Here is a 24753-nt window from a genome sequence, read left to right on the forward strand (position 1 = left end):
CGCAAGTTATTGCCTCGCTAACGCTTTTTCCCTGAATAATAAGAGCAAAATATGAATGATTTTTATCCTGAAATAGAGCCTTATCAGCACTTTATGCTGGACGTAGACCATGGCCACCAGCTCTATGTCGAGCAATGCGGAAACCCGGCAGGACAGCCGGTGATCTTTATCCATGGCGGCCCCGGCGCCGGCTGCTCGACCAATGACAGGCGTTTTTTCGATCCGGAAAAATACCGTATCATCTTATTCGATCAAAGGGGCTGTGGCCGTTCTTTGCCTCACGGCAGCCTGGAAGAAAATACCACATCGGCACTGGTGGCGGATATTGAACGGATACGCCAGCACCTGGAGATAACAAAATGGCATGTCTTCGGCGGCTCCTGGGGTTCAACCCTGTCGCTGGTTTATGCCCAGCATCACCCGCAACAGGTCACCAGCCTGGTGCTGCGCGGCATCTTTTTAGCGCGCCAGCAAGATACCGACTGGACCTTCTCCGGCGGCGGCGCCAAGCGTATTTATCCCGATCACTGGCAGGCTTATCTTAATGCGTTTCCTCATAAGGAAGGTGAGGGCGAAAGCCAGGCGGATATTCACGGCGCCTATCAATTAATGACAGGCCCGGACAAGGCCCTGGCAGAAAAAATCGCCCGTGCCTGGGCCACCTGGGAAATGTCTTGCTGCACCCTGGCGCCGGACCAAGCCTTCTTAAAAGAAGCCACCACAGACAAAAGGTGCTGGAGCCTGGCCCGCCACGAAGCCCATTATATGGTGAACAACTGCTTCCTTGACGAAAACCAAATTCTGGATAACTGCGATAAACTCAGGGATATTCCCACCATCATAGTGCACGGCCGCTACGATATTGTTTGTCCTTTGGATAATGCCTGGTTATTACACCAAAAGTTACCTCAGTCACAATTGCTCATCAGTGAGCAGTCCGGCCATGCTTCGGTGGAAACCAACACCAAACACCACCTGATCGCCGCTACCCGGCAAATGCTGAACCTCGGCTAATACAATAAGGGAGTCTCCGGGCTCCCTTACTCTCGCTATCAGCTTCCTGCTTCCTGCTTCCTGCTTCCTGCTTCCTGCTTCCCATTCATTTTTTAAGAATAAAATCCGGTTGCACACAATCTTGTCAAGAATGTACACATTTACCACACATTTGTTTGCCATACTCGGGCAAGTGAAGTTCTCGACTAAGGGTAAAAGCATTATGATATTAACAAGGTATAAGTCTCCCCTGTTTACCGGCCACCTGCTCCCCGCGCTAATAGCCACGGCCATGATCTCGGCGGTATTAACCGGGTGTGGCGGCTCTTCCTCCGGCAGTTCAAGCGATAACCCGGCGACCGATACTCCGACAACCAATAACGCACCGGTAGCAAATGCCGGCGCCGATCAAAATGTCACCACAGGCGACAGTGTTAACCTGTCCGGCAGCCAAAGCAGCGATGCCGACGGCGATAGCTTGACCTACAGCTGGAGTTTCAGCTCGGTGCCTGGCGGCAGCAGTGCCAGCCTGAGCACAGATTCCGCCAGCAATACCAGTTTTACCGCCGATCTTGCCGGCAGCTATACCTTATCCCTGGTGGTCAATGACGGCACTGTCAGCAGCAGCGCCGACTCGGTGACTATCATAGCCGCCGCAGACAACAGCGACCAGGACAGCCCGGTTTATACCCGTGGCGCCGGCAGTACCACCATCAGCAATTTATTTGCCTCCGGCACCCGGGTCGCCCCTTTGGGCAGCATCACAGATGATGATAATGGCAGCTGGACCGTGCCCGCCGAGGTACGCTATAGCGATAACAGCATGCCCTTTGCTTCAGATCTGTACAATGTCTACCAAAGCGGCCATGATTATGATTCCGCCGAGCAGGCCCTTGCAGCCCTGATCGCCGGAGACGGCAGCGACATCATAGAAATCGATACCGACGGTGAGCTGATCACCGCCTACATCTTTGCCGACAACTATTTCGAGCTTTATATCAACGGCACGGCAGTCGGCAAAGATCCGGTACCTTTTACCGATTTTAACTCCAATATCGTGCGTTTTCGCGTCAATCAGCCTTTTACCGCCGCCATGTTACTGGTGGACTGGGAAGAGAATTTAGCCACAGGTACAGAAGCCAACCAGGGCAGCAACTATCATCCCGGCGATGGCGGCATGGTGGCGGTCTTTAAAGACAGCAACAATGACATTATCGGCATCACCGACAGCAGCTGGAAGGCGCAAACCTATTATACCGCTCCGCTCACCGATACCAGCTGCCTAAGCCAGTTTAACCATCAGCGTTTATCTGCCAGCTGTTCGACTTCGGCCCCCGACAGCCTGGATAGCATCAGCGCCGCCCACTGGGCACGCCCGGACAACTGGATGGCAAGCAGTTTTGACGACAGCAGCTGGCCCGCCGCCAGCACCTTTAGCAACGACACCGTAGGCGTCGACAACAAGGCTTCCTACACTAACTTTACCGATGTTTTCGATGACAGCAGTGTTGACGCCAGCTTTATCTGGAGTACCAACCTGGTGCTGGATAATGAAGTGCTGGTACGCGCCACCATCGGCAGCAGTGACGATGATATGACCCTAAGCAGTGATGCGGTAAAATCCGATATGATCTTGCCGCTGGATGCCACCTGCGACGGCACAGGCCAGGGCAGCTTTCCGACCCTGAACTGGGATAATGCGCCCGCAGGCACGCAAAGCTTTGCCATAACCATGCATAACTTTGCCAATGAAAATGATCAAGGTGATTTCAGCAAGGCCCATTCCTACCAGGTGTTATATGATATCCCCGCCAACATCAGCTCTCTGGCGACCGGGGAAACGACAATCGGCACTTTTGGTATCAATGGTATCGACGGCGAACAAGGTTATTCGGCCCCCTGCTCCCAGTCACCGATAGCTAATGATTATATTATCACCCTTTATGCCTTATCTGATGCCGTCGGCAGCTTAGGCCTCGATGGCACCGGTACCGGCCTGGTGACCTTAACCGATGCCATTGCCGGCAGCACCTTGACCAGCACCAGCCTGACCCTTTCGCGGGTACGTTATAACCCCAATAACGACGATCATGTTCCTACCAGTGTGCCCAGTGACTGTGCGGCAAAATCCGCCACTTTTGCCGCCTACAGCGATCTGGTTTCACTCAGCTGCACCAGCACCACTATGACGGTGACCACCCATACTATGCTGCCCTACCGCTCACAACTTGACGGCGACAAAGCCAATGTCGGTATCCGCTCCTGGATTGGCCGGGTGCCTATCGAGGAACAAAGCTCCTGGACCTTGCCGCTGCAGCCGGATTATTTAAGCAGCACCGCCAGCAATATCAATATCCACGACGCCATAGGCATCTCGGTGGAAGGGGTGCCGATTTTGCACTATGCCAAGGAAAATACTAACGGTGAAATCGCCCGGCTGGGACAGGATTACAGCGACCGCGATACCATCTTGCTCGGTGAAGTCGACCAGTGCGGCGCCCATGCCGGTAACGGCGAAGACTACCACTATCATATGGCTCCTTTATGTATGATGGACAGCCATGACCCGTCGCAACCGCTGGCCTATATGTTTGACGGCATCCCGCTCTATTTCGGCACCGCCGGCGGCGCGGCAACCGAAGGCGGCACCGACTAGGGCGCCGGGCGCTACAGCGAACTGAATTACCTGCCGCAAAAAGTGAAAACCGGCGAACAGCCGCTGGACGAATGTAACGCCTACGATTTACACGGCGACGGCAGCGAATATGTTTATTACACCACCCGGGAAGCCCCCTACACCATAGCTTGCTACCGGGGTGTGGCAGATCAGTCAAGCTCGGTCTCTCCCGGTCCCCACTGGAGCCGGGAGCGGGATTTATCCTGGGCCGGTTCGGATGTCGAGCTCAGCGATTACGATACCATGACCTTTGATAATTTAAGCTGGAGTTTTATCGAAATCACCCCGGGGGAGAATAACAACAATATAACCCCGGGCGATAAGGCGCTGATCCTTTACCGCCAGCTCGTCCAGGGAGATGACGGCTATCAAAGCGATGCCAACTGCTACACCTTCAGGTACCGTTTAGACAGTACGGATACCAGCGGCAGCAATGATACTGTAGCCAGCCATTGCCGGTAACAACACCCGCCATGGCAGCAGACAATACTGCAGCCATGGCTGACAAGCTCTCAGCAAAAACTTTTTCCAGGTAAAAGATATGAAAACAGCAAAGCAATGTAAACTGCTAATACTGCTCTTATGCTCCCTGATAACAGTAAACCAGGCTGCAGCTCACGGCCTGAGCATGACCTCGGCGGAAGTCGCCCTGCGCCAAGACAAACATATTTCCCTGACCATACGCACTTCCCTGAGCAACTTGTTCGCCAGGATGTTATGGCCGGAAAAACCCGCCTCCCTGCTGCACCTGGCCAGCGGCGACAATAAAACATTGACCCTGTTCAGGCAGCAGCTTAATCACTTATTCACCGCAAAAATGCCGGTTTACTCGGGAAAGATTTCGCTGGACTCACAACAGGCCAGGCTGCCAGGCATCCAACAACTTAGGAAAATGCTGCAAAAAGAAATTGCCGGCAAGGTATTAAAAAACCACAAAGGAAAACATGAACATGGCGAACAGGACAGGCAGAATTACCTGGTGGCCTATATCGACGGTTTTTTACTTGCCGGTGACCAGGCAGATAACCCCCGTGAACTCCAGGTACAGTTCCCCACAGAGCTGGGGGATATACTGGTCAGTTATGTTGAACCTAAGGTACAAACCCTGACAAAGGGAAAACAGCATACTTTTTACCGTCAGCTGTTGTATTAGAAAGTCCCCTGGCTGACATCTTCTGATATAAAAAAACCCCTTAAGGCATTAGCTATAGCTTAAGGGGTTTAGACTCTCATGAAACTAAGAGTTCTTTACGCCGTAAATATACTTACGGCAAGCAGCTTTTATTAAACCTGCTTTTGTTTATTGCGTAAGCTTAATCCCACCAGACCTAATGCCAGAATGGCGATAGAAGCCGGTTCCGGCACTTCGCTGCTATAGGTATAAGTGACTTCAACCTTACCCCAGGAACCTGTCTGGAAGGTATTTTCAAAAGTCCCGGTACCCGATTCCACATCGTTGTTAATATAAGTCAGGGCCAGGGCAGAGAAAACAAAATCAACCATGCTGCCTGTAGTAAAGGCGGACAAATCAACACCTGTCATCGCACCGGATTGCTCGCCGCTTGATAAGTCATAAGTAAAGATTTCACCCGGCGTTAAATCGAAATTACCCGCCGCAGAGCTTTGGTCATCGGCCAGAACAGCACCACCGTTACCAAAGATATAATCATCGGCCGCAGCCGTAGTTACCGACCAGTTGCTGCCTAATAAGATACTGACTTCGGCACGGCCGTCTGCGGCGCTGACATTTTTAGAAGAACCTTCGCTGTCCATTTGACCAAAAACCGAAATACTGACACCGGTCAGAATACCTAACGAGGTATCAAAACCAGCAACCGACAGGGTTTCATTTAAAGCCCCTACAGGCACATCCGTTGTACTGCCCTGAGAACCAAAAGAATCGCTTACCGTCATCATACCAGCAAGAGCATTTGAACTGGCAAGCATTAATGCTGCTGCCGTAACAAGTCCCTTAGTCGTTTTCCCTTTCATAGTCATTCCTTTCATCCTTTTTTCCTTTAGTGTATTAACCTTTCGTGCTGTAAAAACAGTCAAATTAAGCTTTGCCTGTTTCCCCCTGCTCTTTTTAATTATTAAGTGCTGACATTCAAGAGTAACTGATTGATATCACACCATTAAAGCAAGGCCAGCCAATAAGCAAGGCACAGACCACGTTTATATCCCATTGATTTTTAATTGATTTTATTTTTGCTTTAAGTAACTCATTGAAATTATGTAAATAAAACCGACAACTTTCCTGTCTTTTTTGATATAGATAAAGCCTTTAGTTGGCTCCCTGGATAGTGCTTAAGCAAGGTCGTTTCATTTTCACCTTTATCATGACACAGCAACCAGATGAAAATAATGATGAAGAGCCAGCACTGTAAGGATCGCTGTAGACTCCAGCCGGACGGCAGCTATCACGATCACGGCGATCCGCTCGCCATGTACAATACCGACTGTGACATCGGCACAGAGATTTTCCCTGTGGCCACATAATACATCCTACACATAAAAAAGCCCCGGCGAGCCGGGGCTTTTTATTTCAGATTATTCACTTACCTGCCTGTTAATTTCCTACGTCCAACCAGGCCCACAAGAGCAATTAACACCAGATAGAAAGCACTGCCGCCGTTTCTTTTTCTGCCTTGTGCACTGGTATATTCACGTGATTCCACCAGAGTTACCGTCACCGTACCCTCAGCTTCGGCCCCCATGCTGTCACGGATAACATAAGTCACTGTATCGGTACCGACATAACTTGCCGGGGCCTGATAACTTAACGTGCCATCATCATTGATACTGACGCTACCAAGTTCTGCCGTGGCCGAAATCAACGCCAACTCGCTCCCTTCCGCATCGCTGTCGTTATCCAGCACATTTAAGGTTTGGCTCTTGCCGCTGAGCAAGGTTACCGCATCATTGACTGCCACCGGACTTTCGTTGGCTAATATGGTTATCGTCAGCGTGGCCGAAGCCGATCCCCCCTGGTTATCGCTGATACCGTATACCAGAGTATCTTCGCCGAAATAACTGCTTGGCGGCTGATAATAAAGCTGGTTATTTTCTATGGTAACAGTACCGAAAACAGCATTTGCCGAGGTGATCTCTAGACTATCACCATCGCCGTCACTGTCATTGGCCAGCACATCTATGGTTAGCGGCGTATTCTGCAAGGTTTGTACGCTGTCATTTTCCGCCTGCGGTTGCTGGTTATTATCCAGCATCACAGCCACGCCGCCGGGATCAACTATAGTGCCGTTGGCTATGCCGTCGGCATCGTTAGCACCGCCGTCTGTCATCACCAGTTGCACACACCAGTGGCCTTCAGTAAGCCCGGGCTGCCATTGCTCATCCCCCGGCGGCGGACAGAAGCCCGATTCACCTTCGGTTGACCATAACTGGTTACCGCTGTCCTGGACAAAGTTAGTCCATTCGCCACTGCTCTTTTGTTTGCGGTAGACGGCATTGGCGGGAATCGGCTGTACCTGCGGCAAGACTACCCGGTATTCCTGGCCTTCAATCGGCAAACCATAGGCGATAAAGTCAAAGATACCGCCGACATTCACAACCTCTTCATCGTTGACATCATCTTCAAGCAAACGGGTACCGCCTGAGGCGCCCGTTAACGCGGTATCCCCAAGGCGCAGACATACTCCCGGATCTCCCTCCACCAGGAAGTTGTCCGTGGTACCTACCTGCTCGGGTACGACATTACATTCATCGATATTATCCAGGTAATCGGGAATACCGTCGTTATCGCCATCATCCAGACCTTCGACATCATCGGCAATACCGTCATTGTCGCTGTCTTGCGTACCCAAGGCTATGCTGGTGGCATCCAGGCGCAGGGTAAGCTGATCGTGACCGCTATAGGTTATATCATCGCTGTCAGTCACCGTCAGGGCAACATGATATACCCCCGCCGCCAAGCCTGACGGATCAAAGCTGAAACTGGTATCACTGCTGTCGCTGTCGTTCAGCAACTGCTGCTTATTGGACCAGGCATAGGTATATTGATTAACGGCATCGGGGTGACTGATTTCTGAGGTGATTACTACCAAGCCGTCCTGCTGGTTGATCACAAAACGCTCTTCACCTCCCTGCTCCGCTTTAAGACTGACTTTAGGCGGCACGTTGTCTTCTGTAATGGTGAGCTGCTGGCTGAATTTACTGCCGCGGTTAAGGCCGCTGTCCAGTTCAATCACCAGGGTTTCATCACCTTCGCTGATGGCATCATTGAGAATATTAAAGGTGATTACACCGTCTGTCCCCGAGTTAATAGTCACCGTACCCGAGTCAAGATCATGATCAACACCAAACTGCGCCGAACCGCTGACGCTATAAGGCACAGATAAGGGGTATTGCGGCGATTCGCCGTTTAAGCGGATGCCAACCCTGACCTCGGCTCCCTCGGTAACCGTTTGGTCTTTATCCAGTGAAATCAATGGATTGACTTTTACCACCTGGCTTGCTGTCGCACTGCGTCCTTCGCTGTCGGTTGCCGTCCAGAACACGGTATTGGTACCGGGTTTAAAGAAGGTAATACCGTCTTCAAGGGAGACCGGGATACTATTGCCAGAGCTGTCGACGGCCTCCGCCACGCCCAGGTCTACCTTGGTATGCAGGGCATCGGCATTAACTTCGATATCTTCAGGCAAGGTGATCACCGGCAGGTTTTCATCCGAGGCCTGCATATCGATTTGCACCCGGGCAGAGGCTTCTTCCGTACCGTCGCTGACCACATAATCGATAAAGACACTGCCGGCAAAACCACCGGCAGGGGTGAAGGTAATGTCACTGTCGGTAAAGCTAACGGCACCGATATCAACAACGGCGCCGATAATTTTCAGCTCATCGCCGTCAACATCACTGTCATTGGCTAACACATCCAGGGTTAACGGTTGCCAGTCTTCGCGGACAACCATGTCATCTTGCGCTAGCGGCGCATCATTTATCGCGGCAACATTTATCGTCACCAAAGTAGCTTCACTTTGGTTGCCCGAAAGATCGCTGACGGTATAGCTGAAACTGTCACTGCCGTTAAAGTCCGCGTCCGGGCGATATGTGATCATGCCGCTTTCATTATTTATTTCGGTAACACCGTGCTGCGCGCTTGAGCTGACCGTTACACTGCCGATATCAAAACTGCCGCCGCTGATACTGTCATTGGCCAGGACATTGATATCAACACTGGCATCTTCATCGACAGCGGCGCTGTCGGCAGCCGTAGTGATCACACTTGTGGCATCGGTTATGGTCACGGTTTGTACCTGGTCACCGTCTTCACTGGCAATACTGCCGCTGACACCGGAAATAGCGACGATAATGCTTTCATTATCTTCCTGCTCGCTATCTGCTATCGCCGTCAAACTAAGGTCGGCAGATGTTTCCCCGGCGGCGATAGTTACAGAGCCCGCCGGTGTCTGATAATCACTGCCGCTGCTGGCGCTGCCGCTATAGGCCAAGGCAACCGTTACCGACTCGCTGATGGCCTGATCCAGGCTTACCGAAATCGTGCTGGTACCGCCGTTTTCCGCTATCGAGCTTGGGCTGGCAGCAAGGCTGACCAGCGCCGTTTCCGGTTCGGGATCCGGATCCGGGTTTGGTGTTACCGTACTGTCATCATCGATGATCGTAAGGGTTTCACTTTGGCTGCCGCTTTCGATACTGTTGCCGCCGCTGACGCTGCTGATGTCAACAATAATGGTTTCATCGTCTTCATCCGTGCTGTCATTGGTCGCCGTTAGCGTAGAGGTGCCGGTTAACTGCCCGGCACTGATGGTGATACTTGAGGCAGGCGAGGCATAATCACTGCCGCCAGTTGCCGTACCGCTATAGGCTAAATTCACGGTAACATCTTCAAAAGTCACCTGATCTAAAGTCGCCGTTAAGGTTGCCGTCCCGCCATCTTCGGCCAGGGTATTAATACCGGCGCTTAAGGTCACCACAGGAATGGTTTCATCATCATTGATGGTCACGGTTTCCTGCTGGCTGCCGCTCTCAGTGGCACTGCCGCCGGTAACCGAGGCGACATCGATAATAATGGTTTCAAAACCTTCGCTATCGCCATCGTCTACCCCGGTAATGCCGGTTGCGGCATTGGCGGAACTATTGCCGGCAGTAATGGTAATAACACTGCTTGGGGTATTGTAATCGATACCGCCACTGGTGGCGGTGCCGGTATAACCCAGGTTTACGGTTACATCGGCGTAAGTCGGGTTATTCAAGGTTGCGGTGATCGCAGAAGTCCCGCCATTTTCCGCCACCACAGCCGCCCCAGTGCTTAAGGTCACCACAGGCGCCACTTCGGCATCTGTGATAGTAATGGTTTGCTGGTTGGTGGTACCTTCATTACCCGCAGACAGGCTATCAATATCAACAATAGCCGTTTCATTAGCGGCGGCATCAAAGATAGTATCGGCAGTAGCGGTCACCGTCGCTGTGCCGGTACTGTTACCTGAGGTAATGGTAATGCTGTCAGATTTGGCATAATCGGTAGCTGCGGTGCCTGTACCTGTATAGGCCAGATTCACGGTAATATCCGCCGGCCACTGATTGTTCAGACTGCCGCTTAAGGTTGCCGTTAACGTTGAAACCCCGCCGTCTTCGGCAATCGTATTGGTATCAGCGGTTAAATCGACATCCGGCAGGTTGGCATAAATGGCATCGCTGGCCTGACTGATAGGGGTCGAATAGACGCTGCTGGTATTACCCGAGCTGTCGGTCAAGGTCAGCAGGTTGACCGGTACGTCACTGCCTGCTGCTATATCGCTGCCCGCCGCTACGGTAAAGGTCGCGGTATAAGTGGTATCATTGGATTTACTCAAGCTGCCTAAAGTAAAGCCGTTAATATTACCGGCAATGGCGCCGCTGCCTGTGGTGTAATCATCGGCGTCGGAAGTCACACTGATGGTGGCGGTCACAATATCGCCGTTTTTATGCGCGCTGTCGGGTATCGTAATACCGGTAATCGTCGGCGCGACACCGTCTTCATCATCTATGATGGTCACCGTCTGCTGCTGGGTACCGTTCTCACTGGCGCTGCCGGTCACCGAGCTGATATCGATTATGATGGTCTGATTACCGTCCGAGCTGCCGTCATCCACGGCAATGATACCGGTAGCCGCATTGGCACTTAAACTGTTGGCATTAATGGTGATGGAAGCACTGGGGCTGTTATAATCTGTGCCCCCGCCCACCGCAGTGCCGCCATAAGATAAGTTCACCACAGTACTGTCATAGGTTTGATGGCTTAAGGTCGCGGTAATGGTCGAAGTGCCGCCGTTTTCATTAACCGATGCATTGCCGACACTTAGGTCTACCGTAGGAGCCGACTCAGCATCTGTGATAGTGATGGTTTGCTGGTTAGTGGTGCCTTCGTTACCAACCGATAAACTGCTGATATCGACGATTGCTGTTTCATCGCTCGCGGCATCGAACAAGGTATCGGCGGTGCCGGTCACGGTAGCGGTATTGCTGGAGTTACCCGCTGAAATCACAATACTGTCGGACTTAGTGTAATCCGTGCCCGCCGTACCTGTACCGCTATAGGCCAGATTGACGGTGATTGCCGATGGCCACTGATTGTTTAAACTGCCGCTTAAGGTGGCGGTTAAGGTCGAGACCCCGCCGTCTTCGGCTATGGTATTGGTGTCGGCGGTAAGATCAACATCCGGTAAATTGGCATAAATGGCATCACTGGCCTGGCTGATGGCGGTGGTATAGGCCGAGCTGGTATTGCCCGAGCTGTCATCCAGGGTAAAGTTCACCGCAATATTCGATCCTGCCGCCACATCCGTGCCGCCGTCGGTAATAGTGAACGTGGCGGTATAGGTGGTGTCGTTGGTTTTGCTTAAACTGCCCAGGGCATAACCGGCTATGGTACCGCTGATGCCGCCGCTGCCCGTGGTATAATCATCGGTATCTGAGGCCACGGTAATAGTAGCGGTTACCGTATCTCCTACCTTATGGTCGCTATCTGGAATGCTGACCGCAGTAATGGTCGGGGCGGTTGTATCCAAAGTGGCAAAGTCGACCTTAGTCACGCTTGCCTGCACGTTCGGCGTGCCTTCATCGTCCTCGGCCACCACATAAAGATCATAGGCCGTATTATCCGATAAGCCGCCAAAAGCTTCATTGCCGGTAGTGCCGGTGGTGGTAAAGTTGCCCGCCGCCAGCTGTCCGCTGCCGCCGCTACCGGTGCCCGCCTTAACCTCGGAAACACTCGGCGCCGCTGCACCATCGGCCACCACCACATAATAGACGGTGCCGTCTTCATCGAGATCGGCAGAAACCGTTGCCCCGGTGCCGGTTTCTGAGCCTATCGAGGGGGTCCCATTTTCAAACGTTGGCGGCGTGGTATCGCCTACGGGAGCAACCTTAGTACTATTCACCGTAAAATTGGTCCAGCTTGCAGTACCGTGTGTCGTCAAACTCGGGACATTGCCCCGGACCACACCATCGGCAACACATTGCCTGACGGTATATGCACCTGTGGTACATTGCCCTCCCACGGTATAATGCCAGACATGACCAGCCCCGGTACAAGCGCCGACCGTAGGTTGGTAGGCAACGACATTGGCATCGCCGGTACTCAACGCATCCCCGGTATTTTTTGCCGTTGCCGCACAAAAGTCAGCAAATGTTTTCCTGCCCAGGGTATTGCCGGACAGGCTGGCTTGGGTTGCATTGCCCTGCTGCAACAGCCCGTTGTTTTTTAAGAAGTCGAGTGCACCATGGTCAACCTCATGCCGGGCATTAACCGTTTTTTTCACCCGATCCGTACGGCTAAAGGCGGCAAAAGCCGAGCGCCTGGTTTTATTGGTATTCACCTGCTCCTTAACCGGTTCGTGACCTAGCTTATTGACATAAACGGTTGCGGCACTTTTCAACTTACGGCCGTTTACGGAGGAGCTGGTATTGCGGGTGGAGGCCAGTGCTCCGCCCCCCAACATGGCCAACAAAGGAATAGCAGTTTTTATCGCCCGGCCCAATTTGGCCGGTTTGCCGACGCTTAATCGGGCGGCAGGACTTGTAATTTTAGTCGATTCCATTATTCGTTACTTCCAGTTGCTAAGGCTTGTAATTCGGGATGGCAAAAATGATTTCTCATTCTCGGGTGCGAAGGTTCAATCAACTCAGGAAAGCTGCTGTTCGGGATAACGGCAACATCGTAAATCTGATCGACATTACCGGTAAACTTAATATGGCCGATCTCTTTTTTATTTCCCTGATCATCGAGATTAAACAGCCAGATCCCTGAATAGGTTTCATCATACTTTTGCGCCAAAGGCGCAGGTTTGGTCACATCTGCATCCCTGACTTTAGAAAGCCCGACAAACATAAGCGGGCCGTAAAAATCCATACCCCGGGTAAAACCCGGCACTTCATACAGAGTTTCCGTGGTTTGAGTTTCCGGCTGATAACTGCAGATCTGGCCATAGCCTGAGTTGCAATAATACACCCTGTCGTTATACCAACGGGGAGAATGGGGCATCGCCAGACCATCCACCAAAATTTCATTGCTTTCCACCGACATCAAAGTGCCGTCAAATTTCGTGCCCTTGCGCCACTTTCCGGGGGCATCAAATTTGGAGAAGGTGGTGACATAGGCAGGTTTACCGTCTTTTAGCGTCATGCCGTTAAGGTGACAGCGATCTTCAGGCACCAACTCGGAGATAAAATGCGGTTTCCAGCGGGGTATAAAACTATAGTCCGGATCGAGCGTACATAAGCAGGAAAAACTGGAGTTGACCACCCATAAGCCTTCATCTCCCCAGTCGATATCGTGAATATTGATCATGCCGGAATAGTGGGCCGAGCGGCTAATAAAGCAGGCATCAACCCGCTCATCAAGCGCGGCTGTTAATTTTTGCTGATAGGCCCTCATTGCCTCTTGCTGCTTTTGCACTTGCTGCTGTTGCTCGGGAGATAAGTTAAATACAGGCTCTTGTGCAGGCTCGCCGTTTTTCTCCCCGGCTTTCTCGGCAGTTAAGGCATTTGTCTGCGCATCGCTGTTTTTGGGCTTAATACGCGGCGCGGTGATATCTTCTTCTATGCCTTGCAGGGGTTGTTTGATTTGTTCCAGCAAACCATCTTCGCGTTGGAAATTGATGATCTGGGTAAAGATCCCCAGCGTCAGACCGTTTTCTGTTGCGGCAAGTCCCATAGGGCGCGGAAAGCTTTTAAAATTCACATCCAGGGTTTTGCCGTCGCTGCGCACCAGCATCAAACGTCCCGCCTGATACGAGGTAAAGGCGAGAGAGATATTCAGCTCTTTTAAAATCGCCGGCAAGTTGTCGCTATATTGACAATCAAAATCCAGTTCATCATCCAGGGGAGAGAATGTGTCGCTGTTATTATTCTTTTTTTCTTCAGCCACGTTACATGTACCCTTTATGTAGTTTGCATATTAGTTTGGGGTTAAACGCTTTGTTTGCATTAACAAATCTAAACGCCGTGACAACTCTGCCAAGGTAATATCCGGCTGCTCGGCAATCAAGAGTGCGCTAACCCCCGAAACTATTGCCGAGGCCAGAGAAGTACCGGAAAAGCTGCCATATTGTCCGGAAACCAAGGTTGTCCTTACCTTGTCGCCATAGGCATAAAAGTCTACCGAAGGGCCGTAATTACTGAAATCTAAGGGCTTGCCCTGCCCGTCGCCGGCCCCGACTACCAGTGCCTGTTCTATAGACGCTTCACTGCTGCCTGCTGTGATTTCTCTGCCCTGATTACCGGCAGCAAAAACCACGACAATACCTTTTTTATCGCGGCCATTATATGCCAACTCATTAACAATTTCGACAATTGGCTGTAACAACCACTGCGAATGCCAGCTGCAATTGATCACATCTGCACCGGCCAGTTTTGCCAGCTGAAAACTCAACAAAGTATTTGAAGTCCAGGTATCCGGCTGGCGCAGGGCGATTAACTCCGCTTCCGGCGCTATACCTTTTATACCCCGGCCATCATGGGCAGCGAAAATAATGCCCGCCACTTTAGTACCATGAGTATCTGTTAACGCCTGCGCCGAAGCATCCAGAGAACGGGTTTCGCTGTCATAAGATAAAACCGGACGAATATGCGCTAAGTCCCCGTGCCCGAGATTAAAGCCGTCATCGATCACCGCAACCCTGACCCCTTTGCCTTTGGTTTTTTGCCACAGGGTATCTATGCCCAGCAGGGAAAAATAAGGCGAATCCCTTTCGGCTAAAGCGCCTGCTTCACTCTTGCTTTTCAACTGTAAGATATCTGGCTGCACCAGCTCGATACCGGCTTGCCCCTGCTGTTGTAAGCGCCTGAACGCTGTCAGTACCCGAGGCAGCGGCTCCTCGCCGTCAAAAGTCAAGGCATAATAGCGAAACGTCCTGCCGATAAAGAGCTCGGTAACGGCACTCACCCCGGGATGTAAAGCCGACAACTCTGTTTTACCGACAGCAGCGGCAGTTTTGACAATTAACCGCCGGGACAGGCTCACCCTGGCCCCGGTTGCCGCAACCCGGTACGCCGCCCCCTGCTTCACCAGGGTGATCGGCTTTGAAAAATTGTCGAAAACGATCTCTTCCGCCGCCAGCGGGGCCGTCACTGGAACAAACCATAAAAGCCGAAGAAATAATCGTATCAATAGGCTGTACAACTGCATCGCGGATAACCTTACCGGTCAGGGCTTGCTTTTAACCTTTATTTTTAACCGGTATCAAGCAAGCCCGTAAGCGGCTGCCTTAGTTTCTCATGGGATAAAGGCCGGTCATGGCAATGCAGAAGTTCACCGTCAGATAGGGCTGCATATTATTATGGGCCTGTCCGGCGCCACTTACCTGTACCGCACTAGCGGACATGGGAGCATCCAGGCTTTTCCCTTCTGCCAGGTAAAAAATTCTCTCGTTCGACGATGCTTTATCCTGGCCAAGAAACAGGGACTCATCCGGCGTGCCTGAGCTGCCCGCTGCAGAAACGCCCCTGAGGGTATGGCTGTGAGCCGGCAACTCCTCCTCGGTTAAGGTTTCGGTTATAGTACCGCCGGGATACCCCAGCAAACGCCTGGTTAACCCCGGCCCCTGACCCGGATGTAACGGCGCCCTGTCCTGCAGATCCGGCAAGGCCATAGTGGTGCGGCCATCGCCGCCATACGTTGTCCCGATCAGGGAGAATAAGGTGCTATTTTCAGCTATGGGTAAATACTGGCCATCGCAAAAGGCCCAGCCACGGGGGGCATAGTTGCAGCCAAACATTCTTACTTCGGCAATAAAAGGTTCTGACATAATAATTTTCCTAAAGTCCTGTTCGCTTAACTCATTTCACTGTATTTTCATTATCCGGCCCTGCCGCTGCATTATGGCCGATACCGGAAAATACCAATAAAACCCCGCTAATTTCTGCTCGGATATATCCCTAATAAAGAGATAATAAAATTAACCCCCAAATAAGGCATCATGTTGTTGTGGGATAAAGCATCACCTGTCGGTGACAGGGAACGGCTGTCCATATCTTCGATGTCTGTCAGATCACCAGGAGTTGGCGTATAGGGCATGTCGCCATCCGTTTGCGAAGCGAGCACCCGTCCTGCCGGAGTACTTGCATCTGCTTCGCCCCGGCTTGCCACCAGGCCATGGCTATGGTTAGGCATTTGATCCGAGCTTAAAGTCACCCTTTCAACTCCCGGTCGGGCACCTAAGGTACGATTACTCAAACCGCTTCCCTGCCCCATGTGCATAGGCAGGCGGCCGCGCATTTCCGGCAAGCCGAACGAGCTTCGTCCGTCTCCCCCATAGTTGTTGCTCAGCAAGGAAAACAGGGCCTCATTACTGCTAACCGCCAGGAGCTGGCCATCACAAAATGCCCAATTTTTAGGGGCGAAGTTCCCCGCAAACATACGAATTTCACCGATAAAAGGTTCACTCATCTTTCAATCTCCTGATTAATTTCTTGACGGAAACACGCCTTCGAGGGCGATGCAAAAATTCACCACCAGTGACGGCTGCATATTTTCATGAGGCAGGCCGCCGCCGGCATCTGTGATACTTGCACTATTGAGTGTCGTCAATTCAGAGGTTACCGGCGCCTTATACATATCCACAGGATAAAGCCTGTTATTACGTGAATCATACCCTGCCGCCAGGCTGCTACCGGCAAACACCCTGGTTTCGCCATTGTCCGAGGTCGCTTCCAGGCTATGGCTATGGGGGGGGAGCTGGGCTTCACTTAGGGCAACCTGTTCGCTACCGCCCTGGGCGCCCATCGCCTGATAGTCTCCCCGGTGCACAGGTACCCGGCCGCGCATATCCGGCAAGGCAAAATTAGAACGGCCATCGCCACCAAAAGTAGTGCCGATAAGCGCAAACAGGGTCTGGTTCTGGTTTATAGGCAACTCCTGCCCGTCACAAAGCGCCCATTTGCGTGGCGCAAAGTTAAATCCAAACATGCGCATTTCACTGATAAAAGGTTCTGCCATTATCTTCTCCTTCGCTCTTTACATTAATTATGGAAAATTCCACAATTAGCTTAATAACTTATTGATATTCACATCTAACTGCAGACAGGTTTGCTGACAGCTATGCAAGAAAAAAACTGGCACCATCTCGTATCCCTGAGAAAACACACCACAGATGATCTGGCTTTTATGCGGGCCTTGTATGCGTCAACCCGCGAAGCCGAACTGGCCATGACCAACTTCACCCGCCAGGAAAAAGAGGCCTTTATCCAACAACAGTTTAATGCCCAGTACCAGCATTACCTGCACCATTACAACAGCGATAAGTTCGATATTATCGAGTTTGACGGCCAGGCCATCGGCCGTTTATTTGTCGACCACTGGGACAGGGAAATCCGCATCGTTGATATTACCCTGACTCCCGGTTATCAAAATAAGGGCATCGGCAGCTATTTGTTTAAGCAACTGTTTGAGCAAGCTAAAGCGGATAATAAAACCGTGACCATACATGTTGAGCACAACAACCCCGCAAAAAACCTTTATCAGCGGCTGGGGTTTGAGTTAAAAACCCAGACCAATGAGATTTATTTACTGATGCAATGGACACCTTAACACCTGCTGTCTTTACCCGGTATTACCCGATATTACATCCTGTTAACTTTGCCCCTGTGAGCTTGCCTGAGCCTCTTGGGCTCTTGAACGGGTCACTATGGTCTCAAATTCGACGGCACTGTTGGGAGAGAGAAATAAATCTATTTGGCCGAATGCCTGGTGGGAAAAGCGATAGGTGCCCTGGGAAATATTCATGGCTTCATCGCTGGTATAGATAACGGAAAAGGCTTCCCATTGTTCGCCGTCAAGCTGGCCTTTATTCACTTCGGTGATGTTAAGGCTCACTTGATTACCTTGTTGATCGGAAACCTGTACTGCCTCGCCGATCAGTTGTGAAAGTTGCTGGTAATTGTAAGCATCCATATTTTCCTGCCTTAATATTGTTTTTATAGCAAAATATCTGGTAAATCAGGGTCTGGTGCCTGCTTTGGTAGCGGTGTATAAGCCTATGCAAGCACGATAATCCAACAACCCCTTACCGACAACCACTTAATTAAGCACAGACAACCTGTTGAAACGATTTGTAAACAAAGATAGCCGAAATATTTACATCCGTAAATAGTTTCAATTAAAACTGTTTAACTCTGGTGAAAATCATTATGCTAAAACAAATTTTTGCAAAATAATCAGTCAAATAGATGAAAAACTATGCATGTTTTATTATTTCCACCGGCCGTTGCGGCACCCAATGGCTGACCCGGCACTTACCCCGGCTATTGACGGCACAACAGGCCGACAATTATCAAATAAAACATGAGCCCCTGGGCAATCAATATGCACCGATTGACAATTCCCCTGAATTCCCTTTAAACAGTAATCAAACAACCATAGAGCAGCACCGGGATGAGATCCGAAACACCTTGTCCCGGGGGAAAAACTACATAGAAACCGGCTTTCCCTGCTGGCGTCATATCGCCTGGTTGGCCCAAGAACTTGAGCATCCGGTAAAAGTGATCCATCTCACCCGACACCCGATCTTTACCGCGATATCCTGGCTAAAACTCAATGCCTTTGTGCCGCCTATCTTGCCCCACCTGCCGGAAAAAGAGCTGTTTACCCCGTTTGCCCCGGGAGCCAGACTGCCCCACTACCAGCAAAGCTGGCAACACCTATCTCCCTTTGAGAAATGCCTTTATTTTTGGGCAGAGGTACAATTGCAGGCCCTGGCATTTCAGCAGGACTGGCAGGAGCTACATTGGCAACACCTGAGTTATGAATCCCTGTTTAGCGGCCAGTCCCTCAACAAACTCATTACCTTTTTAGATATCACCGCCACTGGCGGGCAGCAAACGGGCATAGATGCCAGCGCCATAGAAGAGAAAACAGACAAGTATGGCGACATGGTACAGACGGACTTTGAGCCGCAGGAGATTTTCCAACATCCAGAAATTATCAAGCTGGCCAAGCACCTGGGATATCAGGAATTGGCCATAGATAAACATAAGCTGCTGACAAAAGAGCAGCCCCCCTTTATTAGCCGGACAGACGCTCCCCGGGAGCAATAGCTCAGCGGTTATTCTCTATGGCCGCTTGCAACCAGTCATTCACTTTACAGTCGATCACCAGGTTAACTCTCGCCTCACTGCCGTTGTTACGCACCGAATGTTCGAGATCGGCATTGAGGTACCATAACTCTCCCGCTGCCATAGGTGCCGCCTGCCCGTCCACTAAAAACGTTACCTGCTCAGCACCGCAGATCGGCAGATGAATACGCGCCTCGCCATATTCCATCGCCAGCCCCTTATCCCTGTGGGGCTGAATATAGGCCCCCGGTTTCAGGCGCATTAAACGCACCGCTTTAAGGGGACAGTGAAAGTAATCCAGTACCTTACTAATCTCCGGGCACAGCTCAAGGACCGGCAAATTCACCCAGTCGTCTCCCGCTTCAATGGCAAAGCTTTGCAAAATAGCATGCTGATCGGCATATTGACGGGGACAACGAAGCGGCAGGACATCCCAGCCCCCCTGATAATCCCGTTTGTTAACATGTTCAATCCAGTCCCCGTCCGACAGGGACCTTAGCTCCCGTTTTAAGTTGCTGATATCAAAAGAAGCAGCAAGTTTTGCAAAAGCAATTTCAGCAGACATGGGACTCCTTAGCCTCCCGAAGAGCAATCCGGGGCAGGCGTGTAAATACGATAAAAGATAACATTAAATACAAGGAATTATGACATATTACTTGTAGAAATACCCGGGCTATGAAACCATAGATTAACCAGTCATTAACAATAATAAGAGACTAACTATGGATCGTCGCCGATTTATCGTGACCGGCTCAGCAGTTGCCGGTACTTTGGCCCTGCCGGTGAAAAGTTTTGCCATGTCAGAAGTAAGCAAAGGCTTAACTAAAGCTACAGATAGTAGCCGCTTACCGGCAGACAGGCTCACCAGCCTGGGCATTCAAGCCCCCCTGAAGCAAGTAACCGCCCCCGGCGGCCATGACGTCAGTTTTCCCCTGAAAATGCGCATCGCCCGCCAGTACCGGCAAAAGATTTACGTCTGGTTTGAAACCGAACCTGTGATCCGGGTATATGATCTTACAGGCAATGAACAAAGCCCGGTTTCCCTGCCGGCATCTATGGGTGTAGTAAAAGACTTTGCCCTGGATTCTCAGGACAATATCTTTATCCTGGATGCCGGACAGCATCAGATTACCTGGTTAAGCCCCCAGGGAGACATACTGGCGTATATCGGCGGCTTCGGCATGGACTTGGCCGAGCAGCTGAACGGCCCGGCGAGCTTGACCTTAGATAGCAAAGATCACCTTCATGTGTTAAATGCCGGCAGCCGTACCATCAAGGTCTATAAAAACAACGGCGTATTTTTATTTGAATACGGTCAGTCCCGTTGGGGCAAACAGCGTAAACTGCTGAGCCTGGACGGCAGCGAAACCATATCAGCCTCCGGCGGTATGATGAAAGACAGCCGCTGGCATTTTTCCCCATCGGGACAAATGCAATAACACAGTTATCCTGGTGGCGTCTATCCGCCCCCACCAGGATAATGGTTGCCTGCCATTCCCTGTGCAGCTTCTTCTTGAAGCTGCAGGAAAAAGCCTCCGGTTAATTATCAGCTAAAACACTGTACCCGCCATAACTCCCGTGCCATCGACTTTTCAGACATAGGCAAGCGCCCGTGCAGGGTGTAATAATTATCGATAATCACCAGATCTCCCGCCTGCCATTCATGGGCCACCAGACAGCGCTTGTCGTAGGCAATGGCATTGACATCAGCAATAAAATCATCCAATGCCTGCCCGGACAAACTGTCCGAACTTAACAGGAACTGTTGCAATTCCAGCTCGCTGCCTTCCTGATAGCGGAAAATATCTTCACCGGTTTTCGGGTGTTCGAATACCAGAGGATAAGCACGCGGTACGCCGCCAAAATAGGTCATCTTGGTTTGATAGGTGATATCCGTTTTCCGCCATAAATTGACCTTCTCCTGCCCGGCAATTTTTAACGCCATGCGGCTATCCACCAAAGTGGTTTGCCCTTCTCCTGCGGCCGGCGGGGTTTTGCAGTAAAGCATAAAAGTACTGGCGGCAAACCTGGGGTTTTGCTCAACATATTTGTCACCGGCAGGCAGCATGCTCAAATCCCAGTGCAGCGGTGTTTTTTCGATAGAGTGAACAAAACCGTCGGGTTTTTCCTTGGGTTTGACCACGTGCACCGGGCCAAATTCCCACTGGTAGATATCCCCAAAGCCCTGGCAGAAATCTACCAGTTTTTCCTGCTGTTCAAACCCGGCCCCGGCTAACACCAAAAAACCGAACTCTTCACTGAGCTGCTGCAGAAAATCGGCAGAAAATATCTCGTAACCTTTGCCCTCGGGCGCCGATATTTTTAAACCGAATTTAGGCCCCTTGATCACCTGATAGCTATAGCGGGAAAACTCACTTGAAGGTACTTCCAGATAAAGCCAGTTTTGCTGCTGCAAAGTCACCTGCGCCAGCTGCTTTTCTTTTGCCAGCGAATGGGGCAGCTGCATATATTGGCCGCTAAGCAAACGCACCGGCACCGTATGCCAGGGGGAAATGCTTTTTTGCTGATGGTCGGTCAAGGCGAAAGTATACTTAGGGCCGGCATTATCGTATTGATGAACAGACAAGCGGATATGGTGGGGGAAAGCCTGCTCTATGCCATGACTGAGCGCCCGGCCGCGATACATCATTTGATAGGCTTTTTCACTGATGGACTCAAGGTAGCTGTCCCTGTCCCCTTCACTGAAACGCTCTAAATGGATATCGTGGTAGAGATAGCTACAGAGCTTGTCGTGTACCCTGGCCTGCTCGCTGTCGCCTTTAACCTTATTGACAAATTTTTCAAAGGCGCGCGGCCCGGAAGCCACCAGGTTCACCAGGGCTTTTCTTTTTGCCGGGCTGCTCAAGGCTGCGGCATTATTTTTACTGCTTTCAAGTAAAGCTGACAAATCCGCCCAGGCGATGTTTTCCGTCACCGTCAGTGAGCGTAATGCCGATTTATAGGCTTCTTTATTTTCTTCCGCCACACAAACAATATCGGAAAAAGTAGTGCCATCACTTAAAATGGTTACCCGGCTGCCTTGGGGATAGATTTCATTGAGACGAAGACAAAACTCATCCAGACGTTGTATCGCCCGTACTTCACCATAGTCCGGCATAGTCGAGAAACTTTTATCAACATCATTGGGAGATTTACAGGGAAAACCCGGCAGGATAAATTCAAGCGGCAAGTCTTGCTCGATAAAATAATGCAACTGCTTTAGCAGCAAAGCATCTCCCTGACCAATAAATTTATCTTGCTCATCGGCGACCAGGTAACTTTGGATCACCGGCAGCAATTGTGCTGCTATCGCCGATTTATCAAACCCGGCTTTGTCCTTGGCTAAAAATGTCATGCTTGTTCCTTCTTGCTCTTGTCCTGCCTGCACCAGCGGCAGCAACTGTGATATTTCTGTAATGCTAAAATCAGGCGCCTGTTCACCGGGAGTGCCCGCAGCAGCGCTAAGCTCACCATAACCCCAGCGGACATACACCGACGGGATCCCGGCAGAGTGCGCCGTTTTCATATCGGTAATGGTGTCTCCGACATACAGGCATTGCTCCGCCTTAGTGCCGATTTGCGCTAAGGCGGTAAAGGCCATTTGCGGATGGGGCTTTTTCGGTATGCCTTCAACCACTCCCTGCACCGCGTGAAAATGGATATCCGGAAACAGGCGCTTTAACAAAAAAATGGCCTGCTGATGATGCTTATTGGTGACTACAGCCAACTTGACCCCGGTTTGTTGCAAGTGGCGTAAAGCCTCATGTACTCCGGGATAAGGACGGGTTTCGACCAGGGAATGCTGCTCATACTCCATCAGGTAATGGGCAAATATTTTTTGCTTATCCAACTCCTTCGGTACCAGGGTCTCCACCATGTTTTTCGAGCCGCCGCCGACAAGCTTGCGGTAAACGGATAAAGGCTGGGGCTTAAGGTCAAACGACTCAAAGGTACGGTTCATGGCATTGGCAATATCCGCCAGGGTATCAATCAGGGTGCCGTCGAGATCAAAAACAATAGTATTAACCATGACGCACTTCTCCCATGCCCTGAGTTAACTCCTGATAGTGACAGGGTTTACCGCCGTTAAAAATTAACCGGTGACGGTTTTCATCTATCTGACTGCGTTTTTGCAGTTGTATTTGCCGGTTTTTCATCACCGCCACCGAATGCCAGGGGGTACGCCAGCCGTCATCGGCATCCGCCATACTGATACCTATTTTCGCCGACACCCGGTACTGGGGATGGATAGAGAGGCGCAGTGCATTCGGGAAAGACTCGGCCAGTAATTCTCCCCAGGCATTACTGCGTTGTATCACCCTGACAGAGATGCTTTTCGCCTGTTTCTGGATTTGGGTTTTGCTGTGCCGGCTAAATTCGGCAAGCCCGGCAAAATCTTCCGACAAAAAGCGGGTAATGCCCTGGTACATAGACAAGCTTTCTTTTTCACTTTTACAGCGGGCGCTTAGCTTGATCAGCGACTCTCCGTAACACACCATCAGCTCTTCCCGCATCGAGTCCAGACAAGTCAGCTGGGGAAAGGCATCCTTGATATCAAAAAATTCAAAATACCCCGGGTAATGCCGCTGATAATAATGAATAAGTTCCCGGGTATAGAGTTCAACATCGGGATCGGGAATACGCACCAGATCCGAAAACACATAACCGTCTGAACAGATCAATATTTTTGCCCCGCCCTGATATACCTGTTCTATCTCCCGGCACAGCCGGTAGAGGTTATCGATAGAGTGCTTTTCCGCCAGATCCGGTAATTTACTTAAGGTTTTATCCCGGTTAGGGGATTTTCCCGGATAGGCGGGTAATACCATAGTGATGGCTTGTTGCTGCGCCACCATCAACCGGACCTTATCCAGATGCTGTTCCACTTCAGCCGGGGACAAGGCCGACAGTTTAAGAGATTTGGGTGAAGATAACTCTGCCTCAACCAGCTTTCTGCGTTTAAAAATGATCTCCAGGATCTTTACCGCAATATCTTCATCAATAGGTTTCATGATGTTAATCCTTTAATAATAAATATTAGGGTACCTGGTCAGTAAGTAACCAAAAGCAAAATAAAGTCACATGAATATTGTCACTTTATTGCACATGCAGAAACTTAACCGGCCGGTGATATCGAGCTGAAAATAGCAAGGGGGGAATATCGGGCTGAACAGTGATCAGGATTTTACTTATATAATATTTATGCTGAGCTTACTGTTCATATGACCACCAGGTGACTACCAAAATAACGAACAGAAATACGCCTGAAGAAAGGAGAAGAGAAACTTAATCGATAAAATTATTATTCGACTTCCTGTCAACTAGAGCGATCCATATTCGCTAAAAACTTTTGACTTATACGATACATCATAATGTCACCGTATTGCCACATTGTATCATTTCTGATCAATTTTCGGCTAGTGCTTTTAACTTTTGACTTGGAATTTACAAGCTGACAAGTAAGTTAAAACAATAAATACAACAGGTTAAAAGACATAAAAAATAGTAAACCTCCT

19 protein-coding genes are annotated in these 24753 nt (G+C 50.7%); 8 read left to right on the forward strand and 11 right to left on the reverse strand.

Annotated elements, in window-relative coordinates; genetic code table 11:
* Positions 1–51: 51 nt before the first annotated feature.
* The 4 genes from pip (at position 52) to QL234_RS26500 (ending at position 4823) form a co-directional block, all read left to right on the forward strand.
* Positions 52–1014, forward strand: a complete 963-nt coding sequence (pip, locus tag QL234_RS26485; RefSeq protein ID WP_281560767.1) for a prolyl aminopeptidase — start codon at positions 52–54, stop codon at positions 1012–1014.
* 202 nt (positions 1015–1216) lie between these two features.
* Positions 1217–3649 carry a PKD domain-containing protein gene (locus QL234_RS26490; protein WP_281560768.1) on the forward strand — a complete coding sequence of 811 codons (2433 nt, stop codon included), beginning with the start codon at positions 1217–1219 and terminating at the stop codon, positions 3647–3649.
* A 42-nt stretch (positions 3650–3691) separates the two neighbouring features.
* Positions 3692–4132, forward strand: a complete 441-nt coding sequence (locus QL234_RS26495; protein ID WP_281560769.1) for a hypothetical protein — start codon at positions 3692–3694, stop codon at positions 4130–4132.
* A gap of 79 nt (positions 4133–4211) precedes the next feature.
* Positions 4212–4823 carry a hypothetical protein gene (locus QL234_RS26500; protein ID WP_281560770.1) on the forward strand — a complete coding sequence of 204 codons (612 nt, stop codon included), beginning with the start codon at positions 4212–4214 and terminating at the stop codon, positions 4821–4823.
* A 131-nt stretch (positions 4824–4954) separates the two neighbouring features.
* Here the strand turns inward: QL234_RS26500 and QL234_RS26505 are convergent, their stop codons facing one another.
* Complete coding sequence (locus QL234_RS26505) at positions 4955–5662, reverse strand: PEP-CTERM sorting domain-containing protein (RefSeq protein WP_281560771.1); 708 nt, start codon at positions 5660–5662, stop codon at positions 4955–4957.
* A gap of 363 nt (positions 5663–6025) precedes the next feature.
* Here QL234_RS26505 and QL234_RS26510 point away from each other — a divergent pair, with 363 nt between their 5' ends.
* Positions 6026–6169 (forward strand): hypothetical protein, encoded by a 144-nt coding sequence (locus QL234_RS26510; protein ID WP_281560772.1) that lies wholly within the window; start codon positions 6026–6028, stop codon positions 6167–6169.
* A 59-nt stretch (positions 6170–6228) separates the two neighbouring features.
* Here the strand turns inward: QL234_RS26510 and QL234_RS26515 are convergent, their stop codons facing one another.
* The 6 genes from QL234_RS26515 to QL234_RS26540 all read right to left on the reverse strand — a co-directional run bounded on the left by QL234_RS26515 (position 6229) and on the right by QL234_RS26540 (position 17123).
* A complete protein-coding gene (locus tag QL234_RS26515) occupies positions 6229–12726 on the reverse strand; it encodes an Ig-like domain-containing protein (protein ID WP_281560773.1) in 6498 nt (2165 codons plus the stop codon).
* Positions 12726–14054, reverse strand: a complete 1329-nt coding sequence (locus tag QL234_RS26520) for a TIGR03032 family protein (RefSeq protein WP_281560774.1) — start codon at positions 14052–14054, stop codon at positions 12726–12728. The genes QL234_RS26515 and QL234_RS26520 overlap by 1 nt, the downstream gene beginning before the upstream one ends.
* 30 nt (positions 14055–14084) lie before the next feature.
* The gene (locus QL234_RS26525) at positions 14085–15257 is read right to left on the reverse strand and encodes a S8/S53 family peptidase (RefSeq protein ID WP_281560775.1); all 1173 of its coding nucleotides are present in this window, start codon (positions 15255–15257) and stop codon (positions 14085–14087) included.
* A 136-nt stretch (positions 15258–15393) separates the two neighbouring features.
* Positions 15394–15933 (reverse strand): tail fiber protein, encoded by a 540-nt coding sequence (locus tag QL234_RS26530; protein WP_281560776.1) that lies wholly within the window; start codon positions 15931–15933, stop codon positions 15394–15396.
* A gap of 107 nt (positions 15934–16040) precedes the next feature.
* Entirely contained in the window at positions 16041–16574 is a 534-nt protein-coding gene (locus tag QL234_RS26535; protein ID WP_281560777.1) for a tail fiber protein, read from the reverse strand.
* A 15-nt stretch (positions 16575–16589) separates the two neighbouring features.
* A complete protein-coding gene (locus tag QL234_RS26540) occupies positions 16590–17123 on the reverse strand; it encodes a tail fiber protein (RefSeq protein ID WP_281560778.1) in 534 nt (177 codons plus the stop codon).
* A 102-nt stretch (positions 17124–17225) separates the two neighbouring features.
* Here QL234_RS26540 and QL234_RS26545 point away from each other — a divergent pair, with 102 nt between their 5' ends.
* Positions 17226–17714 carry a GNAT family N-acetyltransferase gene (locus tag QL234_RS26545; protein ID WP_281560779.1) on the forward strand — a complete coding sequence of 163 codons (489 nt, stop codon included), beginning with the start codon at positions 17226–17228 and terminating at the stop codon, positions 17712–17714.
* A 42-nt stretch (positions 17715–17756) separates the two neighbouring features.
* Here the strand turns inward: QL234_RS26545 and QL234_RS26550 are convergent, their stop codons facing one another.
* Complete coding sequence (locus QL234_RS26550) at positions 17757–18077, reverse strand: hypothetical protein (RefSeq protein ID WP_281560780.1); 321 nt, start codon at positions 18075–18077, stop codon at positions 17757–17759.
* Positions 18078–18352: 275 nt separating this feature from the next.
* Here QL234_RS26550 and QL234_RS26555 point away from each other — a divergent pair, with 275 nt between their 5' ends.
* Entirely contained in the window at positions 18353–19219 is an 867-nt protein-coding gene (locus QL234_RS26555; protein WP_281560781.1) for a hypothetical protein, read from the forward strand.
* A 1-nt stretch (position 19220) separates the two neighbouring features.
* Here the strand turns inward: QL234_RS26555 and QL234_RS26560 are convergent, their stop codons facing one another.
* Complete coding sequence (locus QL234_RS26560) at positions 19221–19802, reverse strand: aspartyl/asparaginyl beta-hydroxylase domain-containing protein (protein ID WP_281560782.1); 582 nt, start codon at positions 19800–19802, stop codon at positions 19221–19223.
* A gap of 157 nt (positions 19803–19959) precedes the next feature.
* On the opposite strand from QL234_RS26560, the gene QL234_RS26565 reads away from it, so the two are divergent.
* The gene (locus QL234_RS26565) at positions 19960–20676 is read left to right on the forward strand and encodes a hypothetical protein (RefSeq protein WP_281560783.1); all 717 of its coding nucleotides are present in this window, start codon (positions 19960–19962) and stop codon (positions 20674–20676) included.
* A gap of 107 nt (positions 20677–20783) precedes the next feature.
* On the opposite strand, the gene QL234_RS26570 is transcribed toward QL234_RS26565, so the two are convergent.
* Together QL234_RS26570 and QL234_RS26575 are read right to left on the reverse strand one after the other, a co-directional pair.
* Positions 20784–23267 carry an L-tyrosine/L-tryptophan isonitrile synthase family protein gene (locus tag QL234_RS26570; RefSeq protein ID WP_281560784.1) on the reverse strand — a complete coding sequence of 828 codons (2484 nt, stop codon included), beginning with the start codon at positions 23265–23267 and terminating at the stop codon, positions 20784–20786.
* The gene (locus QL234_RS26575; protein ID WP_281560785.1) at positions 23260–24249 is read right to left on the reverse strand and encodes an isocyanide synthase family protein; all 990 of its coding nucleotides are present in this window, start codon (positions 24247–24249) and stop codon (positions 23260–23262) included. The genes QL234_RS26570 and QL234_RS26575 overlap by 8 nt, the downstream gene beginning before the upstream one ends.
* Positions 24250–24753: the final 504 nt, after the last annotated feature.

The sequence above is a fragment of the Thalassomonas sp. RHCl1 genome, assembly GCF_947387555.1.
In the GTDB taxonomy this organism is placed as follows: domain Bacteria; phylum Pseudomonadota; class Gammaproteobacteria; order Enterobacterales; family Alteromonadaceae; genus Thalassomonas.

Bases quoted from the DNA above. Each gene is read 5' to 3' on its own strand.
- pip (WP_281560767.1), top strand. From the start codon at position 52: ATGAATGATTTTTATCCTGAAATAGAGCCTTATCAGCACTTTATGCTG.
- QL234_RS26490 (WP_281560768.1), top strand. From the start codon at position 1,217: ATGATATTAACAAGGTATAAGTCTCCCCTGTTTACCGGCCACCTGCTC.
- QL234_RS26500 (WP_281560770.1), top strand. From the start codon at position 4,212: ATGAAAACAGCAAAGCAATGTAAACTGCTAATACTGCTCTTATGCTCC.
- QL234_RS26505 (WP_281560771.1), bottom strand. From the start codon at position 5,662: ATGAAAGGGAAAACGACTAAGGGACTTGTTACGGCAGCAGCATTAATG.
- QL234_RS26510 (WP_281560772.1), top strand. From the start codon at position 6,026: ATGAAAATAATGATGAAGAGCCAGCACTGTAAGGATCGCTGTAGACTC.
- QL234_RS26515 (WP_281560773.1), bottom strand. From the start codon at position 12,726: ATGGAATCGACTAAAATTACAAGTCCTGCCGCCCGATTAAGCGTCGGC.
- QL234_RS26530 (WP_281560776.1), bottom strand. From the start codon at position 15,933: ATGTCAGAACCTTTTATTGCCGAAGTAAGAATGTTTGGCTGCAACTAT.
- QL234_RS26535 (WP_281560777.1), bottom strand. From the start codon at position 16,574: ATGAGTGAACCTTTTATCGGTGAAATTCGTATGTTTGCGGGGAACTTC.
- QL234_RS26540 (WP_281560778.1), bottom strand. From the start codon at position 17,123: ATGGCAGAACCTTTTATCAGTGAAATGCGCATGTTTGGATTTAACTTT.
- QL234_RS26545 (WP_281560779.1), top strand. From the start codon at position 17,226: ATGCAAGAAAAAAACTGGCACCATCTCGTATCCCTGAGAAAACACACC.
- QL234_RS26550 (WP_281560780.1), bottom strand. From the start codon at position 18,077: ATGGATGCTTACAATTACCAGCAACTTTCACAACTGATCGGCGAGGCA.
- QL234_RS26555 (WP_281560781.1), top strand. From the start codon at position 18,353: ATGAAAAACTATGCATGTTTTATTATTTCCACCGGCCGTTGCGGCACC.
- QL234_RS26560 (WP_281560782.1), bottom strand. From the start codon at position 19,802: ATGTCTGCTGAAATTGCTTTTGCAAAACTTGCTGCTTCTTTTGATATC.
- QL234_RS26565 (WP_281560783.1), top strand. From the start codon at position 19,960: ATGGATCGTCGCCGATTTATCGTGACCGGCTCAGCAGTTGCCGGTACT.
- QL234_RS26570 (WP_281560784.1), bottom strand. From the start codon at position 23,267: ATGGTTAATACTATTGTTTTTGATCTCGACGGCACCCTGATTGATACC.
- QL234_RS26575 (WP_281560785.1), bottom strand. From the start codon at position 24,249: ATGAAACCTATTGATGAAGATATTGCGGTAAAGATCCTGGAGATCATT.